Source organism: Halorhabdus amylolytica (assembly GCF_004944975.1).
Taxonomy (GTDB): Archaea; Halobacteriota; Halobacteria; order Halobacteriales; family Haloarculaceae; genus Halorhabdus; species Halorhabdus amylolytica.
The window spans coordinates 430,637-448,318 of sequence record NZ_SPQG01000001.1 but is presented as its reverse complement, the minus strand read 5'-3'; the positions used below and the strand labels follow the sequence as shown (position 1 = coordinate 448,318).

Genomic DNA, 17,682 nt, shown 5'->3' with positions numbered 1-17,682 from the left:
CGTAAACTATGGCGAAAACAGTCCTCGTCGCCGGGACGGCCAGCCACGTCGGCAAGAGCACGATCGTCGCCGGGCTCTGTCGGCGACTGGCCGATCGTGGCATCTCTGTGGCGCCGTTCAAGGCCCAGAACATGAGCAACAACGCCCGTGTGGGATTCAAGCCAGGGGCGGTCGGGGACACCATCGAGACGAGTGCCGGCGAGTCAACAGACGACGAGCCGACCGACGGCGATCCGGACACCTACGGCGAGATCGGGATCTCACAGTACGTCCAGGCCCGTGCCGCTGGCGTCGTGCCGACGACCGACCACAATCCAGTGCTGCTCAAACCTCGGGGTGACGGCGAGAGTCAACTGATCGTCGACGGCGAGGCCGTGGGACACTTCTCCGCAGGGACGTACTACGAGGACCACTGGGAACGTGCCCGTCGGGCCGCCCGCGAGGCCCACCAACGGCTCGCCACCCGCCACGACGTGATCGTCGCCGAGGGCGCGGGATCGATCGCCGAGATCAACCTCCAGGATCGCGACCTGGCGAACGTCGAGACCGCCCGGTTTGCCGACGCCTCAATCGTGCTCGTCGGCGACATCGAACGCGGCGGCGTCTTCGCCAGTCTCTATGGGACGATCGAACTGCTGCCAGGGGACCTCCGCGAGCGGGTGACCGGGCTGGTGATCAACAAGTTCCGCGGCGATCGTTCGTTGCTCGAACCCGGCGTCGAGGCGATCGAAGAGCGGACGGGTGTCCCCGTCCTTGCCGTCCTGTCCCACGACGACCCGGGATTGCCCGAGGAGGACAGTCTCTCGCTGCCGGCGGCGGGCGAACGCGGAACCTGGGGCGAGGGTGACGGCGTGCCACCGGACACCAGCGTCACGATCGGCGTCCCGCGACTCCCGCATCTCTCGAACGTGGCCGACCTGGCGCCGCTGGCCCGCGAACCCGGCGTCCGCGTCACGTTCCTGCCGCTCGACAGCGGAACTACAGGCGTTGACGCGCTGGTTCTCCCCGGGACGAAGAATACCGTCGACGACTTGCTCGCGCTACGGAACGCGCGGCTGGCTGACGTGATCAGAGACTTCGCGGGGCCGATCGTCGGGATCTGTGGGGGCTACCAGATGCTCGGTGAATGTCTCCGGAACGTCGGTGTCGAGAGCACGACTGAGACGGGGGTGGTTTCCGGACTTGGATTGCTTCCCGTCGAGACGTACTTTGGGTCCGAGAAGCGCGTGACTGCGGCGACCTACGAGATCAGCGGCATCGGGCCGATCGCGGCTGCCACTGGCACGGTCTCGGGATACGAGATCCACATGGGGGAGACAGCCGTGTCCGAGGACATCCCGCGACCGATCGGCCCGGAGAGCGCTGCGAGCGGACCGGTGCTCGGGACGTATCTCCACGGGTGTTTCGAGAGCGCGACGGTTCGCCAGGCGTTTCTGGAGGGGGTCTTTGCGGACGCCGGCATCGGGCGTCCCGATCGTGGGACTGATCGACGGGAGCCGCTCGATCGTGCCGCCGAACTGGTCAAGCCGCTCGATCTCGACACGGTGGTGGGGGCGTTCGAGGAGATCGGTGCGCGCGACCAGTAAGGCGTTTACCCCTGGGCCGACGACACCCTGCCATGGTCGAGAACGTCATCTGGCCGGCGGCGCTGGACGCCGACCTCACGCGCAGTGAGGGCCGGCGCGTCTCTGGGGATCTGGCGGTCGAGGATCCGACGGTCGAGGAGATCGCACAGGCGGTCCAGCAGGTGGGATACGACGCGGTGATCGAACGCGAGAAGACCTATCCACGCGAGTACGAACCCCGCGGGCGAGTGCTAGTCAAAGACGCCGAGGACGCGACAAAGAGTGACCTCTTGGGGGCCGTGGCGGCCTACGTCGCCGCGCTCCGCGAGTGATGCGCCGGGCCGGCGAGGTCCGGGGGGTCGCCCAGGGCGTGGCCGTCCTTCGTTGTGAGGACGAGACGCACCCCGACATTGGGACCGAAGTCATCGACGAATCCCTGGAAACGGTCGGCCGCGTCGTGGACGTTTTCGGTCCCATCGAGCGACCGTACCTCGCGGTCACACCCGCCGAGGACGTCCACGTGCCGACGCTCGTCGGCGAAACGTTATACGCCCGGTAACGAACAGGGTCGGGGCTGAAGGCTCGACAGGAACGGAATCGTTTTTCCGCCGCCGTGACTTCGACGCGACATGGATCGGAATCCGGGGCTGTGGCTGGCCGTCTCCGTCATCGTTGCGATCTTTCTGGCTGTGCAACTCGGCGCGCTGGCGCTTGTCGAACCGCTGAAGAGCGCCGGCCTCCAGCCAGTCGAGGACCCACAGGATCCGACGAACAGCCTGCTGTACATTCTCGCGATCCTCGTGATGACCGGCGTCATGCTCGCCGCGTTCCGGTACAACGCTGACTGGTCGATCCGTGGGCTGATCGTTCTCACTGGCGTCTACATCGCCTGGATCGTCTTCTCCATGCTTCTCCCACCGGTGGTGACGCTGCCGGTCGGCGGTGGCGTCCACGGCCTCGCGGTGGCCGGCGCGATCGCGCTCGGGATCGGGTTGCTCGTCTATCCGGAATGGTACGTCATCGACGTGACTGGGGCGATCATGGGCGCGGGCGCGGCCGGACTGTTCGGCATCACTTTCGGCGTGTTCCCGGCCCTGGTCCTGTTGTCCATCCTGGCGGTCTACGACGCGATCAGCGTCTACGGCACCGAACACATGCTCTCGCTTGCCTCCGGCGTGATGGATCTGAACGTCCCCGTCGTGTTGGTCGCGCCGACGACGCTCGGCTATTCGTTCATCGACGACGACGGGCCGATGGACGGAGAGCCTTCGGACGAGGACGATTCCGCGGACGACGGATTGTCGACTGCGAACGATCCCGCGGACGACGAGATGGCCACCGGAGTTGACGGATCACATGGCGCCGACGAGGAGGGAGATCCGATCGAGGAACGGGACGCCCTGTTCATCGGCCTCGGCGACGCCGTCGTCCCCACAGTACTGGTCGCGTCGGCGGCCTTCTTCGCGCCGGCCTCGATCCCGACGATCGGCGTGGGTGGGTTCAGCACCGCACTCCCGGCGGTCACGGCGATGATCGGGACCTTCGTCGGGTTGGCGATCCTGTTGTGGATGGTCCTGAAAGGGCGGGCTCACGCCGGTCTCCCGCTGTTGAACAGTGGCGTGATCGCTGGGTATCTCGTCGGCGCGCTGGCGAGCGGATTGTCGATCGTCGAGGCGCTCGGTCTCGCGCCGTACCTCTGATTACATCGCCTCGCTGGCGGGCGCGAACGTAATGGTCTCGCCGAGTTCCGATTCTCGCGCCCGCTCGTAGAGCATCCCGGCCGCGGCGACCGTCTCGATAGCCGTCCCACCGCTGTCGAAGACGGTGATCTCGTCGTCGCCCGTCCGGCCCGGTGCGTTCCCGGCAACGACGTCGCCGAGTTCGGCATGGACGTGATCGTCGCCGACCGCTCCTTCTTCCCTTGCAAGCATGAACGCTCCGGCGTCCTGTTCGAGGCGGGCACGCAGATCAGGCACGTACGTCGATCGGGCGACCGTCCGCGCATCGATCTCGCGTTTCTCGGGATGATACTGGCCCATCGCCGTGACGTGGGTCCCCGGCTCCAGCCACTCACCGTCAAAGACGGGTTCGCTCGCCTGTGTCGCCGTGATCACGATATCCGAGTCGGTTACTGCCTGCTCTGGTTCTTCGACCGCCGTCACGGTCGCGTCGAGACGACCGTTCATCTCTTCGGCGAAGGATCGGCGGTGGTCAGGTGTCGGAGAGTAGACGGACACGTGATCGAGATCACGGACTGTCACGACTGCTCGCAGCTGGCCCCGCGCCTGGGAGCCACTGCCGAACAGTCCAACTCGCGAGGCGTCATTGCGAGCGAGCGCATCGACGCCGACGGCACCGACGGCACCCGTCTTGAGGGGGTTCAGACTCGCGCCGTCGAAGACGGCCAGGGGATCGCCGGACTCGGCGTCGAACACTGGCAGGACGAAGTGGGCGTCCCGCTCACCGAAGCCCGCGGCGTAGGTGTACCCGCCCATCACGCCCGTTTCGGGCAGGATCGCCAGGTATCCCGTGAGCATTCCGGGCGGATCGTCGGCCTCCAGCGTCGTTCGCGGTTCGGCGGGGGCACCGTCGCCTCGCTGCCGGTATCCTTCTCGGACAGCGTCGACGTACTCAGCGGGCGTCGCCAGCCCTGCAACTCCATCGCTCGTCAGAAAGGTTGTCTCGGTCGCGGTCATGGATGTCCAAGGAATGGGCGATAGTTATTGACTCTTCCTCCGTTACTCCCCACAAGCACTCCAGCTTTGGGTCATCAGTGGTTTCCCTTCCTGTTGCTGAAACTGAGGATGTAGTGTCTTCGGTAGCATGTCGAACTCGGAATCACCGAGGAACCAGCGTGGGGTGTCAACGCCGAGCGCGTCACGTGTGACGCACATCGCCGTCTCCTCATCGACCTTCTTCGCCGGAGTGAACGCTGCTGCGACCGGAATGTCGTGTGCCGCGGTGACGACACAGCAACCGTAGTCGTAGTAGTAGTCGTCTTCTGTGTGATCGTCGTTCCAGTCGGCGTCCTCGTCACGCTGATCAACCGGGATATCTGTCCCCTCGACCGCAACCCCCCACACCGCATGAAGAATGCCCTCTACCTCGCTTGTGGCGGCTGGACGGGCCGGCCTAAGCCCGACGTCACCCCGCGAAGGGATCGTCGGGTTATCTCGCCCCGTACAACCGGGAGGGTGGGTCGGTGGGACGGCACTCGTTAGAGCGAAATCGGGCTACTGGAGAAAGGCAGGTACAGCCGCTTTAGGTCCGTGAAACCCACTCTTAAGGGTAGAACCTAAACAAAAACTGGGACGCCCGGAGCGGGATTTGAACCCGTTGCGAGACGGTCGCTCACTCCGTTCGCGCTGCGTCTCGCGTGATTCAAATCCCTCGTGAGCGCACACAGCAATTCGGATGCTCGCGACACGCTCGGGCGGTCGCTCACAGAGTTGAATTCAGAGAAGCGCCCGGAGCGGGATTTGAACCCGCGTCACGACCGTGACAGGGTCGTATGATGGGCCACTACACCATCCGGGCTTGCTACACCCCATCGTATCCCGGTGCCAGTATTAAGACTTTCCAAACGGACCCGGGCTGTCGGTCACTCCCGTGGGGTGATCTGTCGTGTTTGCAGGGATCGGCAAAAGTATCGATCGTCCATCCTCCTGACGTGGCTTGCTGTCTGAGTTTCCGGCCGAGAGTGTATCCCCCGATCAGAACACCTTTATCCCTGGTTTGCGTACCCACGGGTACTGTTCGCCCGCTCGTCAATAGCTGTTGCGCGCGGCTTTGATAAGCGTTAAATGCGTCCCGCAAGTAAACTCCTGTAGTATCTCGTGACAGCCACCTTCTCCAGCCCGGCAAACCCACGCACACACACATGGTAGACGTAAGCCAACACGAATTCGTCCCGGAACACACCGTCCTCGAGGACGAAGAACTCGAGGACGTGCTCGCTGAGTACGACATCAAACGGACGGACCTGCCGAAGATCAAACGCGCCGATCCGGCGTTGCCCGACGACGCCGAGGTCGGTGACGTGGTCAAGATCGTCCGTGATTCACGAACAACCGACACCGCCGTGGTGTATCGACTCGTCGTTACATAACATGGAAACGGAAGACCGCCGCGCAATCTCGCGCGAATACTTCTCGAGGGATCGACTCGCCGAACACCACTTCCGGTCGTTCAACGCCTTCCTCGACCGGGGCATGCAGGAGGTCGTCGACGAGAAGGCGACCATCGACACCGACATCGGCGACAAGGAGGGTGAAGAGCCCGTCTGGGTCGAACTCGGCGATGTCCGAATAGTGACTCCACGGGTTCGAGAGGCCGACGGCAGCGAGGAACTGCTGTACCCCCAGGAGGCTCGCCTCCGGAACATCACCTACGCCGCACCCGTCTTCATGGAGATGGCGATCGTCAAGGGCGGCGAGGAAGAGGAAGAGCGGGTCGTCGACCAGACCGAGACCAAGGTCGGTCGCATGCCGATCATGGTCGGCTCGAACAAGTGTAACATCGCCGGGTTCACCGACGAGGAACTCATCGACATCGGTGAGGACCCCGCCGACCCCGGCGGCTACTTCATCGTCAACGGCTCCGAACGCGTGTTGATGACCAGCGAGGACCTCGCGCCGAACAAGATCCTCGCGGAGTACGATTCGAAGTACGGCGACGAGATCCAGGTCGCCAAGACCTTCAGTCAGCGTCGTGGCTATCGCGCACTGGTATTGACCGAACGTACCCGTGACGGCCTGCTCGAAGTGTCGTTCCCCAGCGTTTCGGGATCGGTCAACTTCGTTACGCTCGTGCGGGCACTCGGTCTCGAAAGCGACGAGGAGATTGTCCACCGGGTTAGCGACGACCCGGAGATCGTGAAGTTCATGCTGGAGAACTTAGAGGCCGCCGAGGTCCAGTCCCAGGAAGGGGCCATCGAGGCGCTGGGCAAGCGCGTCGCCTCCGGCCAGGGCAAGAACTACCAGCTCAAACGGGCCAACTACGTCATCGACCGGTATCTCCTGCCGCACCTCCACGAGGAGGGCATCGACGAGGAGGAGGTTCGGATCAACAAGGCCTACTACCTCTGTCGGATGGCCGAGGCGTGTTTCGAACTCGCCCTCGACCGTCGGGAGAGCGACGACAAGGACCACTACGCCAACAAGCGTCTGAAAGTCTCGGGGGACCTGATGCGGGACCTCTTCCGGACGGCGCTGAACAAGCTGGCACGCGACGTGAAGTACCAGCTCGAACGCGCAAACATGCGCAACCGTCAGCTGTCGGTTTCGACGGTCGTCCGGTCGGACGTGCTGACCGAACGGCTCGAACACCCGCTGGCGACCGGCAACTGGGTCGGCGGCCGTTCTGGTGTCTCACAACTGGTCGACCGAACCGACTACATGGGTGTGCTGAGCCACCTTCGACGCCTGCGATCGCCGCTCAGTCGCAGCCAGCCTCACTTCGAGGCGCGGGACCTCCACGCCACGCAATGGGGACGGATCTGTCCCTCCGAGACGCCGGAGGGACCCAATTGTGGGCTGGTGAAGAACTTCGCGCAGGCGATGGAACTTTCCCAGCACGTCGAGGACGAACGCGATCTGAAACACACGCTCGCCGAGATGGGGGTACAGGGCATCCCCGCTATCGAAACAGGCGCACAACAGCCCGCCGACGATTAACATGAGTCAGGGACGCGAAGCCAAAGTCTACGTCAACGGAAGTCTCGTCGGGACCCATCCCGAACCGGAACAGCTCGCCGATCAGGTCAGAGAGGCCCGCCGCCGCGGCGAGGTCAGTGAGATGGTCAACGTCTCAGTGAAAGACCGGACCGAAGAAGTCATCATCAACGCCGACGCCGGCCGGGCCCGTCGCCCGCTATTGGTCGTCCGGGACGGCGAGCCGCTCGTCTCCGACGAGGAGATAGTGGCCGTCCAGGAGGGCGACCTCTCCTTCGAGGACCTCGTCGATCGCGGCTACGTCGAGTTCATCGATGCCGAGGAGGAGGAGGACATCTACGTCGCTGTCGACTCCGATGAACTCTCCGAGGAACACACTCACCTCGAGGTCGATCCACAGCTTATCTTCGGAATCGGCGCGGGGATGATCCCCTACCCCGAGCACAACGCCAGCCCGCGGATTACGATGGGGTCGGGGATGATCAAGCAGAGCCTGGGGCTGCCGAGTGCGAACTACCGGGTCCGTCCGGACACGCGCCAGCACCTGCTGCACTACCCCCAGCTATCGATGGTCAAGACCCAGACCACCGAACAGATCGGTTACGACGACCGGCCCGCGGCCCAGAATTTCACGGTCGCGGTCATGTCCTACGAGGGGTTCAATATCGAGGACGCACTCGTCATGAACGAGGGGTCGGTCGAGCGTGCGCTCGCGCGCTCGCACTTCTTCCGGACCTACGAGGGAGAGGAACGCCGCTACCCTGGCGGCCAGGAGGATCGCTTCGAGATCCCGGACGACGAGGTCCGTGGCGCCCGTGGCGAGGACGCTTATACCCACCTCGACGAGGACGGCCTGGTCAACCCCGAGACGAAAGTCGACGAGAACGCCGTCCTGCTCGGGAAGACCTCGCCGCCGCGGTTCCTCGAAGAGCCGGACGACATGGGCGGCCTCAGCCCACAGAAACGTCGCGAGACCAGTGTCACCATGCGCTCGGGAGAGAGCGGCGTGGTCGACACCGTCACCCTCATGGAGGGTGAGGACGGCTCGAAGCTCTCGAAGGTCAAGGTACGGGACGAACGCATCCCCGAACTGGGCGACAAGTTCGCCTCACGACACGGTCAGAAGGGGGTCGTCGGTCACATCGCCCCCCAGGAGGACATGCCCTTCACTGAGGAGGGTGTTGTCCCTGATCTGATCCTCAACCCGCACGCACTGCCCTCCCGGATGACCGTCGGGCACATCCTGGAGATGATCGGCGGCAAGGTCGGCGCCCTGGAGGGTCGTCGCGTCGACGGTACCGCCTTCACCGGCGAGGACGAGGAGGACCTCCGGGACTCCCTGGAGGAACACGGGTTCAAGTCCTCTGGCAAGGAGGTCATGTACTCGGGCATCACCGGCGAGAAGATCGAGGCCGAGATCTTCGTCGGGACCATCTTCTATCAGAAACTCTACCACATGGTCTCGAACAAGATCCACGCCCGCTCACGTGGTCCGGTACAGGTGCTGACCCGACAGCCGACCGAGGGCCGCGCCCGCGAGGGCGGCCTCCGGATCGGCGAGATGGAACGGGACGTGTTTATCGGACACGGTGCTGCTTTGACTCTCAAGGAGCGCCTGCTCGACGAATCCGACCAGGAGTGGATCAACGTCTGCGGACAGTGTGGCATGACCGCCGTCGAGAACGTCGATCAACGCCGCGTCTACTGTCCGAACTGCGAGGAGGAGACCGACGTCCACGAGGTCGAGATGAGTTACGCGTTCAAACTCCTCTTAGACGAGATGAAGGCCCTGGGAATCGCTCCGCGGATCGAACTGGAGGACGCAGTCTAGCATGTCGACAGGACAATCACCCAAGGCGATCGGGGAGATCAGCTTCGGGCTGATGGATCCCGAGGAGTACCGGGAGATGAGCGCGACGAAGGTAATCACCGCCGACACCTACGACGACGACGGGTTCCCGATCGACATGGGACTGATGGACCCTCGGCTGGGCGTGATCGATCCCGGTCTGGAGTGTAAGACGTGCGGTAAGCATTCAGGGGCCTGTAATGGCCACTTCGGGCACATCGAACTCGCCGCGCCCGTGATCCACGTCGGGTTCTCGAAGCTCATCCGGCGACTGCTCCGTGGCACCTGCCGGGAGTGTTCGCGGTTGACCGCCGTCGACGCCTCGAAGTTCACCGACGGCGATGGCAACGTCGATCTGGAGGCGGCCGAGGCTGCCGCCGAGGAGAAAAAACGCGAGTTCCGTCAGCAACTCCGGCGGACACGCGAACTCGGTGACGACTTAGACGACGTGTTGAAGTCGGCCATCAGGCAGGCCCGCTCGGCCAGCCGGTGTCCCTACTGTGGGGCCAAGCAATTCGACATCAAACACGAGAAACCGACGACCTACTACGAGATCATCGAGGTGCCCCACCCGGAGATCGAGGAGCGACTCAGCATGGCGATGGACCCGCCGGAGGGCGAACCCGTCACGCCGGACGAACTCGCAGAGGCCATCGACGACGCGTTCGATGCCGCTCGTATCCGGGAGCTGCTCTCGGGGACCTACCGGCCCGACCGAAACGACATCTCCGCGTTACAGGAGATCGGTAAGGCCCTGAATCGGTTCAACGATCTCGAGGAGCACTTAGGCGAGCAACTGGACATCGAGAGTACCCGCTCGTACTTGCTCGATGAGGACATGGACAAGCTGATGCCCTCAGACATCCGGGACTGGTTCGAGGAGATTCCCGACGAGGATGTCGGAGCTATCGGGATCAACCCCGAACGCTCCCGGCCGGAGTGGATGATCCTCACGGTGCTGCCGGTCCCGCCGGTCACCGCGCGGCCGTCGATTACGCTCGACAACGGCCAGCGTAGCGAGGACGATCTCACCCACAAGCTGGTCGACATCATCAGGATTAACCAGCGGTTCATGGAGAATCGCGAAGCCGGCGCCCCCCAGTTGATCATCGAGGACCTCTGGGAACTGCTGCAGTACCACGTCACCACGTTCATGGACAACGAGATTAGCGGGACGCCGCCGGCCCGCCATCGCTCGGGGCGGCCGCTGAAGACGCTCTCCCAGCGCCTGAAAGGCAAGGAGGGACGCTTCCGTGGGTCGTTGTCCGGGAAACGTGTCAACTTCTCCGCCCGGACGGTCATCTCGCCGGACCCCACCCTCTCGCTGAACGAGGTCGGCGTCCCCGACCGAGTCGCCAGTGAGATGACCCAGACGATGAACGTCAACGAGCGGAATCTCGACGAGGCTCGCCAGTACGTCGCCAACGGGCCCGAGGCACATCCGGGTGCCAACTACGTTCGCCGGCCCGACGGCCGCCGACTGAAAGTCACCGAGAAGAACTGCGAGGAACTCGCCGAGAAAGTCGAACCTGGCTGGGAGGTCGCACGACACCTCGTCGACGGCGACATAATCATCTTCAACCGCCAGCCCTCGCTCCACCGGATGTCCATCATGGCCCACGAGGTCGTGGTGATGCCCTACAAGACCTTCCGGTTGAACACCGTCGTCTGCCCGCCCTATAACGCCGACTTCGACGGCGACGAGATGAACATGCACGCCCTCCAGAACGAGGAGGCCCGTGCGGAGGCCCGCGTGCTGATGCGCGTCCAGGAGCAGATGCTCAGCCCGCGCTTTGGCGAGAACATCGTCGGTGCGATCCAGGACCACGTTACCGCGATGTACCTGCTGACCCACCAGAACCCCACGTTCAACGAGACACAGGCCCTGGACCTGTTGCGGGCGACCAGCGTCGACGAGCTCCCGGAGCCGGACGGTCAGGAGAACGGCCAGGCCTACTGGACCGGCCGATCGATCTTCTCGGAACTGCTTCCGGACGATCTGGACCTGGAATTCACGAGCGAGGCCGGTGACGATGTCCTCATCGAGGACGGCCAGCTCGTCGAGGGAACGATCGACGACAGCGCAGTCGGTGCCTTCGGCGGCGACATCGTCGACACGATCGCGAAGGTCTACGACAAGACGCGTGCGCGGATCTTCATCAACGAAGTCTCGACACTGGCGGTCCGGACGATCATGCACTTCGGGTTCTCGATCGGGATCGACGACGAGTCGATCCCGCCCGCGGCCGTCGAGCAGGTCGACGAAGCCATTGACAACGCCTACGAACGCGTCCAGGAACTTATCGACACCTACGAGCAGGGCGATCTCGAATCGCTGCCCGGCCGAACTGTCGATGAGACCCTGGAGATGAAGATCATGCAGACGCTCGGCCAGGCCCGTGACAGCGCGGGTGACATCGCCGAGGACCACTTCGGCGAGGAGAACCCGGCAGTCGTGATGGCCGACTCCGGTGCCCGTGGGTCGATGCTGAACCTGACCCAGATGGCCGGCTGTGTCGGCCAGCAGGCAGTCCGCGGCGAGCGGATTAACCGTGGCTATGAAGACCGGACGCTCAGCCACTTCAAACCGAACGACCTCTCGGCGGATGCTCACGGCTTCGTCGAGCACTCCTATCGGGAGGGTCTGGATCCCAAGGAGTTCTTCTTCCACGCCATGGGTGGCCGGGAGGGGCTGGTCGACACGGCCGTCCGGACCTCCAAGTCCGGATACCTCCAGCGACGGCTCATCAACGCTCTCTCGGAACTGGAGACCCAGTACGACGGCACCGTCAGGGACACCGGCGACGACATCGTCCAGTTCGAGTTCGGCGAGGACGGCACCTCGCCGGTGAACGTCTCCTCGAGTGAGGATCACGACATCGACGTCGAGGCGATCGCCGACCGCATCGTCGACGCCGAGTTCGAAGACGACGAGGAGAAGATGGAGTTCCTCGGTCGGGAAGCCCGGCCGACGAACATCTCCGAACACGCCGACGAGCGCTGGCTCGCGGAGGGTGACGACTGATGAGTCAGGAATTTACCGAGTACGACCCGACGAACCGCTTTGACGCCGTCGACACTGATGTCGCTGCGGTCGTCGAGGACACCGACCTGCCCCGGCGGCTGAAAACCCGCGTCTACGAGACGATCGAGGATCGCGACGGCGTCACCGTCGAACAGGCCGACGAGATCGCGACGGCTGTCGAGTCGCGCTACCTCGACACGCGTGTCGATCCCCTCGATCCGGTCGGGACGGTCTCGGCGCAGTCGATCGGGGAACCCGGAACGCAGATGACGATGAACACGTTCCACTACGCGGGCGTCGCCGAGATCGACGTCACGCAGGGACTGCCGCGGCTCATCGAGCTGGTCGACGCCCGCAAGGAGCCCGACACGCCGATGATGACCGTCCATCTGGAGGACGAGTACGCCACCGAGCGCGAGCGCGCCCACGAGGTCGTCTGGAAGATCGAGGCGACGCGGATCCTCGCGCTGGGGGACGTCTCGACGAACGTCGCGGATATGCTCGTCCAGATCGACCTCAATCCCGACACCCTCGAGGAACGGTGGCCGACCGCCGACAGCGTCGACGCAGTCGCCGAGGAAATCGCGGGGATCATCGAGACTCAACTGGGCGTCGAGACCCAGCGCAAGGAGACACTCATCCAGTTCGGCCCCGAGGAGCCGTCCTACCGGGATCTCCTCCAACTGGTCGAGGAGCTCCGGGAGATCGTCTTCAAGGGGATCGAAGACATCTCACGGGTCGTCATCCGCAAGGAGGAACTCGAGGAGGGCCGCGAGGAGTTCGTCCTCTATACGGAGGGGTCGGCCTTCGGTGATGTCCTCGGTATCGAGGGCGTCGACGCCTCGCGGACGACCTGCAACAACATCCACGAGATTTACAGCAATCTCGGCGTCGAGGCCGCCCGCGAGGCCATCATCGACGAGACGATGAACACTCTCGAAGAACAGGGCTTAGACGACGTGAACATCCGCCACCTGATGCTCGTCGCGGACATCATGACCAACCGCGGGGTCATCGAGTCCATCGGCCGACACGGCATCTCCGGCAGCAAAGACTCCGTGCTGGCACGGGCGGCCTTCGAAGTCACCGTTTCCCACCTGTTGGATGCCGCGGTCCACGGAGAGATCGACGATCTCAACGGCGTCACGGAGAACGTCATCGTCGGGAAGCCGATCAAACTCGGCACCGGTGATGTCGACCTCCGGATGGGTAGTCACACCGCCGACTGACGCATGACGATCTCGCTTTCGGATGCCGAACGGCAGGCCATCGCGCTGGTCGAGAGCGTCGCCGACGTGACGGTCCGTGACTGTCTGTTCGACGACGACCACGATCGCGTCGCCTTCGTCGTCGCGGCTGGTGAAATCGGGAAGGCGATTGGCAAGGACGGACAGACAGTCGAACGGATCGAAGAACGCATCGGCCGTGACGTCACACTCCTCGAGGACGCGCCCACGCCCGAGGACTTCGTCGCCAACGCCCTCGCGCCGGCGGCCGTCCACGATGTGACCATCGAGGACGGCCCGGATGGCCCCGTCGCCGTCGCGGATGTCGACGAGCGCGATATCGGCGCTGCCATCGGCGCGGACGGCCGACGGATCGAACTCGCGCGCGAACTCGCAGCCCGACATTTCGATATCGACGACATCGAACTGGTCGAGACGTAACCGAACTATCTCTCGGATTGGTGTCGTCTGTCGGACTCGACGACCTCACTGCTGTCAGAAGAACTGGTCACTTGCTGAACTGCGGTGCTGAACGAGGTCGACGTCGAGTGTGGAGCTTTCGAAATCGATGCACGCTTTATCGGGCGAACCGACCGGCAAGTACGATCGATGACTGATGATTTCTCGGATCGGTCGGTGGCCGAGCACCAGCGTGTCTTCGACAAAATTTGGTCCCAGAACCCGGATCGGCAGAACTGGGCCTCTTCGTCCTGGTGGTTCTTTCTGTTGTTCCCCGAGGGCGAGGCGGGATACGGCCCACGACAGCTCATGTTCTCGATCGCTGCCTGTGTGGGAGACCAGTGTCGGGTCAACGGGCTTTCGGCACAGGGAATGGATCTGGACCGGCCCGTTTCTGCGGGTGTCGACCGGTTCAACGCCACGACGGTCGGATGGGCCGGCGACGACGACCAGATCCACGATCATATCGTCAGGCAGCCAGCCGAGGCAGTTCTCTCTCAGGAGGACCAGCGTCTCGAAGCCTGGGCAGAAGACGAAGACGGCACCAGACGCGGGAGCGAGATGACTGCCCTCTCGGATAGACCCATCGGACTGGAAGCAGAGGTTCTCGGCGAGGACGTCGAGGCGGAGTTCGAGGCGTGGAGTGCACTCGACTCGAAGATGACTGCCCCGCATCACTCACTGGACATCGATACACCGCTGGGTGGTGTCGAGGTCGTCGCGTTGCGGCAGATGGATTTCGAGGGACGGTTCGATCTCCCCGACGGGGAAGAGACACTGTCCGGTTCGTGTTACTTCCAGCGCGTGTGTTTCGACATGCCGCTGTTCCCCTGGAAGTGGATCTGGGCCATCTTCCCGGACGGCACGTCGTTTTCCACAATGGTCCCGTTCGTCGGTCCGCAACTGTTCAGACGGGGATACAAGTTCTTCTCCTCGAACCGACTCGAACGGCTGACGATCCCGCTCAGACAGTCCGGATTCTGGCACTGGGGATCCGGCGGCCACGTCGAGTTCGATCGGGTCACGATCGAACCATTGGTGGATACCGGTGCACATCCTGACTTCGACGTTCGTGTCGAGAACGACGACGGCGATTACGTGAGTTTCGTCGCCCGGACCTACGGCCACGCGCGCAACTGGCTCGAACGCGAGCGACTCGGTGGCCAGGTAGCGTCTCACTGGAGTTACAACGAGTTCATGTTTCGCATGGCTGGACTTGCAGGTCGCGTCGACGGGCGAAATCTCGATGAAGCGTCGCTGGGTCCCGGATTCGGAACACTGGAATACAGTACCGGTCTGGGGTTGTGAAATACCAGCTCGCAGACAGTAAATCACTCGAAAGACGACGTGTTTCGCCGATCAATCCTGCCTGCCGCCGTCGGCAGCAGCGTCTTGGCCATTTGCTGTGTCAACGCCGGTGTGTAACTCTATATCATCGAGTTGAAACTGGGCGACGGCGTCGCGCAATTCGCCGGAACGGTCCGACAGCGACTGGATCTGTTCGCTGACTTCCGTGATCGAGGCGGTCTGTTCCTCGGCGGCGGCCGAGACCGACTCGGCCTCGCGGGCCGTCTGTTCGCTGATCGACCCGACTTCGTCCATCATCGCTACGACCTCCTCGGTCGAGGACGCCTGGTCGTCAGTAGCGTCGTTGATCGACTGGATTCCGACGTTGGCCTCCTCGACTTGCTCGACGAGGTCTTCGAGTACGGAGACGGCGTCCTCGACGGCGTCGATGCCCTCGGTGACGCTGTCGCCGACGTCGTACATGTCCTCGACGACGTGCTCGGTCGTGTCCTGGACCTCCGCGATGCGAGCCTCGATGTCGCCGGTCGCATCGCTGGTCTCCTGGGCCAGTTGCTTGATTTCGTCGGCGACGACGGCGAAGCCCTCGCCGGCCTCGCCCGCGCGGGCGGCCTCGATGGAAGCGTTCAACGCCAGCATGTTCGTCTGATCGGCGATCTCGTCGATCAGACCGGCGATGTCGCCGATCTCGTCCATGGCGCTCTCGAGCCGTTCGACCTCTTCGATGGTCGTTTCGGCCTGCGATTCGACGGCATCCATCTCCGCGAGGGCGTCGGCACCGTACTCGCTGCCAGTCTCGCCGAGGTCGGCCGCCCGCTGGGATTTCTGGGCGACCTCATCGGCCGAGGAGGCAACCTCCTCGATGGCGGCGGAGAGATCAGTCAATTCCTCGGAGGCGTTCTTGACGGTCTCATCCTGACGATCGGCACCCCCGGCGATCTCCTGGACCGATTCGCTGACGTCTTCGCTGACTCGCTGGACTTCGTTTGCGCTCGCTGCGACGTCTTCTGCGGAGCTATCGACGTCCTCGGCGAACGCCCGCACGTCCTCGAGGGTGGTCTGGAGCTGTGCGAGCATCTCGTTCGCGGCGGTGGCGACCTCTGCCATCGCGTCGTTGTCGACGTCCTCGTCCAGGCGCTGGGTGAGGTCGCCTTCGGCTGTTTCGGCCATGACTTTGCTGAATTCGTTGGCCTGTCGTTGGAGGGACTGAGCCATCGCCTCGGCCTCTTTTCTGGACGCCTGGGCCCGTTCCCTGGCAGCCTCGATCTCCTCGATGGACTCCTGGAGGTCTGCTCGCATCGTGTCCAAGGACTCCCCGAGTTCGCCCGGGACGTCTTCCTCGAGAGCCGGATCATCGAAGTCCTGGCGTGCCAGGGCGTCGGCCTGGGAAGCGACTGTCCGTAAATAGTTTGTCGTCTCCCTGAATGCATCTCTGACTTGGCCGACCTCGTCGATACGCCCTTCATCATCGATCTCCACGTCCAGGTTCCCGCTGGCGATTTTGCCCGCGCCCTCGCTGATCGCCTCGATCTTCGGCATGACGTCGCGGCCGACGAACGCCGCCAAGACGCCCAGGCCGAGCAACGCCGTGCCCAACAGGACGATCAGATGCTGTTGGACTGTGCGCTTGAGCGCGTAGGCGTTGGCCGTTGGCACGTGTTTGAGGGCGACCCAGTCGGTTCCTTTGACCGCGGCGAAGGCGAGCAACTCGTCACCGCGATTGATGATGCCACTCGAGATGTTATCACTCCGCCTCAAGACGGTGGCGTTGATCTCGCTGTCGACCTTCGTCAGGGCAGTACTTTCGTTCGACGGTATCATCACCCGTCCCGACGTCGAGACGACCTCAGTCGTCCCGTTGTCGATTACGTTCCGGAACTGTTCGCTGCGCGCATCGAGACTGTATACCATAACGACGGCGCGCGTAAAGCTCTGTGTCGCCCTCCCGAAAGCGATCCGTGACTCGTTGTCGACTGTGTATACCTCCATGGCTCCGGCGTTGTCACGACCGATCCCCTTCAGTCCTAACCCCTCGGATGAGGTCCCCCATCGAAGATTCCGGGACTTGAGCGACGCGTTCTCGAACCGTTTCTCGGTACTCTGGAGGATCTTCTCGGTTGTGGGATTGATATAGTGGATGGCAAGGAGACTATCGCTGGTGGAGAGATTTTCCTGTTGTAAGGCGATTTCGACCGACTGCGACGTCGAATCACTGTCCGCGATCGACGGATTCTTCGAGAGCGATCGGGCTTGCCCGCTCTTCTGTGCCAGCCATTGCTCGACGTTGTCCGCCGTCATTTCCGCCGCAGCCCGTAACTGCTCGTTGCGGTTCTCGGTGAGTTCTGCCGAGACGGTCATCTGGGTGTACACACCCAGCGTGAGCACCAGAATCGAGACGATTACGGCCACGACAAGAAACTTTCGCACGTACCGCTTTCGAATCCTGTTCGGCAACCGTCGTTCGATTGTCCGCCAGGCAGCGCCGAACTTTCCCATCAATGATCTCTGTCACAGTATCTTTCAGGTACTCGCGTAAAGATTATCCCAGCAGTATCAAACAAGATAATTTGATGTCGACAGT

The 17,682-nt window shown here is 63.2% G+C and carries 14 protein-coding genes and 1 tRNA gene; 11 read left to right on the top strand and 4 right to left on the bottom strand.

The window, feature by feature from the left end; all coding sequences use genetic code 11:
* The first annotated feature begins 8 nt into the window (after positions 1-8).
* From E3374_RS02280 to E3374_RS02265, 4 genes are all read left to right on the top strand, one after another.
* Positions 9-1,586, top strand: a complete 1,578-nt coding sequence (locus E3374_RS02280) for a cobyric acid synthase (RefSeq protein WP_136687281.1) — start codon at positions 9-11, stop codon at positions 1,584-1,586.
* A gap of 32 nt (positions 1,587-1,618) precedes the next feature.
* Positions 1,619-1,897, top strand: a complete 279-nt coding sequence (gene srp19, locus E3374_RS02275; protein ID WP_136687280.1) for a signal recognition particle subunit SRP19 — start codon at positions 1,619-1,621, stop codon at positions 1,895-1,897.
* Positions 1,897-2,124, top strand: coding sequence for an H/ACA ribonucleoprotein complex subunit GAR1 (locus E3374_RS02270; protein WP_136687279.1), 228 nt, complete (start codon positions 1,897-1,899; stop codon positions 2,122-2,124). Before srp19 ends, E3374_RS02270 begins: the two co-directional genes overlap by 1 nt.
* Positions 2,125-2,194: 70 nt before the next feature.
* Complete coding sequence (locus E3374_RS02265) at positions 2,195-3,265, top strand: presenilin family intramembrane aspartyl protease PSH (protein ID WP_136687278.1); 1,071 nt, start codon at positions 2,195-2,197, stop codon at positions 3,263-3,265.
* Here E3374_RS02265 and E3374_RS02260 read toward each other — a convergent pair whose 3' ends face one another.
* The 3 genes from E3374_RS02260 to E3374_RS02250 form a co-directional block, all read right to left on the bottom strand.
* Positions 3,266-4,261, bottom strand: a complete 996-nt coding sequence (locus E3374_RS02260; protein WP_136687277.1) for an ornithine cyclodeaminase family protein — start codon at positions 4,259-4,261, stop codon at positions 3,266-3,268.
* 42 nt (positions 4,262-4,303) lie between these two features.
* The gene (locus tag E3374_RS02255; RefSeq protein ID WP_169051750.1) at positions 4,304-4,648 is read right to left on the bottom strand and encodes a transposase; all 345 of its coding nucleotides are present in this window, start codon (positions 4,646-4,648) and stop codon (positions 4,304-4,306) included.
* A 381-nt stretch (positions 4,649-5,029) separates the two neighbouring features.
* Positions 5,030-5,102, bottom strand: a tRNA-Asp gene (locus E3374_RS02250).
* Positions 5,103-5,445: 343 nt separating this feature from the next.
* On the opposite strand from E3374_RS02250, the gene E3374_RS02245 reads away from it, so the two are divergent.
* The 7 genes from E3374_RS02245 to E3374_RS02215 all read left to right on the top strand — a co-directional run bounded on the left by E3374_RS02245 (position 5,446) and on the right by E3374_RS02215 (position 15,104).
* A complete protein-coding gene (locus E3374_RS02245) occupies positions 5,446-5,673 on the top strand; it encodes a DNA-directed RNA polymerase subunit H (protein ID WP_136687275.1) in 228 nt (75 codons plus the stop codon).
* 1 nt (position 5,674) lies between these two features.
* Positions 5,675-7,240, top strand: coding sequence for a DNA-directed RNA polymerase subunit B'' (locus E3374_RS02240; protein WP_136687273.1), 1,566 nt, complete (start codon positions 5,675-5,677; stop codon positions 7,238-7,240).
* A 1-nt stretch (position 7,241) separates the two neighbouring features.
* Complete coding sequence (gene rpoB / locus E3374_RS02235) at positions 7,242-9,068, top strand: DNA-directed RNA polymerase subunit B (RefSeq protein WP_136687270.1); 1,827 nt, start codon at positions 7,242-7,244, stop codon at positions 9,066-9,068.
* Between the two features lies 1 nt (position 9,069).
* Positions 9,070-12,111 carry a DNA-directed RNA polymerase subunit A' gene (locus E3374_RS02230; protein ID WP_136687268.1) on the top strand — a complete coding sequence of 1,014 codons (3,042 nt, stop codon included), beginning with the start codon at positions 9,070-9,072 and terminating at the stop codon, positions 12,109-12,111.
* Complete coding sequence (gene rpoA2 / locus E3374_RS02225) at positions 12,111-13,340, top strand: DNA-directed RNA polymerase subunit A'' (RefSeq protein WP_136687266.1); 1,230 nt, start codon at positions 12,111-12,113, stop codon at positions 13,338-13,340. Before E3374_RS02230 ends, rpoA2 begins: the two co-directional genes overlap by 1 nt.
* 3 nt (positions 13,341-13,343) lie before the next feature.
* Entirely contained in the window at positions 13,344-13,778 is a 435-nt protein-coding gene (locus tag E3374_RS02220) for a NusA-like transcription termination signal-binding factor (RefSeq protein WP_136687264.1), read from the top strand.
* Between the two features lie 168 nt (positions 13,779-13,946).
* Positions 13,947-15,104 carry a hypothetical protein gene (locus E3374_RS02215; RefSeq protein WP_136687262.1) on the top strand — a complete coding sequence of 386 codons (1,158 nt, stop codon included), beginning with the start codon at positions 13,947-13,949 and terminating at the stop codon, positions 15,102-15,104.
* A 51-nt stretch (positions 15,105-15,155) separates the two neighbouring features.
* Here E3374_RS02215 and E3374_RS02210 read toward each other — a convergent pair whose 3' ends face one another.
* Positions 15,156-17,510: a methyl-accepting chemotaxis protein gene (locus tag E3374_RS02210; RefSeq protein WP_169051749.1), complete on the bottom strand. Its 2,355-nt coding sequence runs from the start codon at positions 17,508-17,510 to the stop codon at positions 15,156-15,158.
* Between the last annotated feature and the right edge of the window lie 172 nt (positions 17,511-17,682).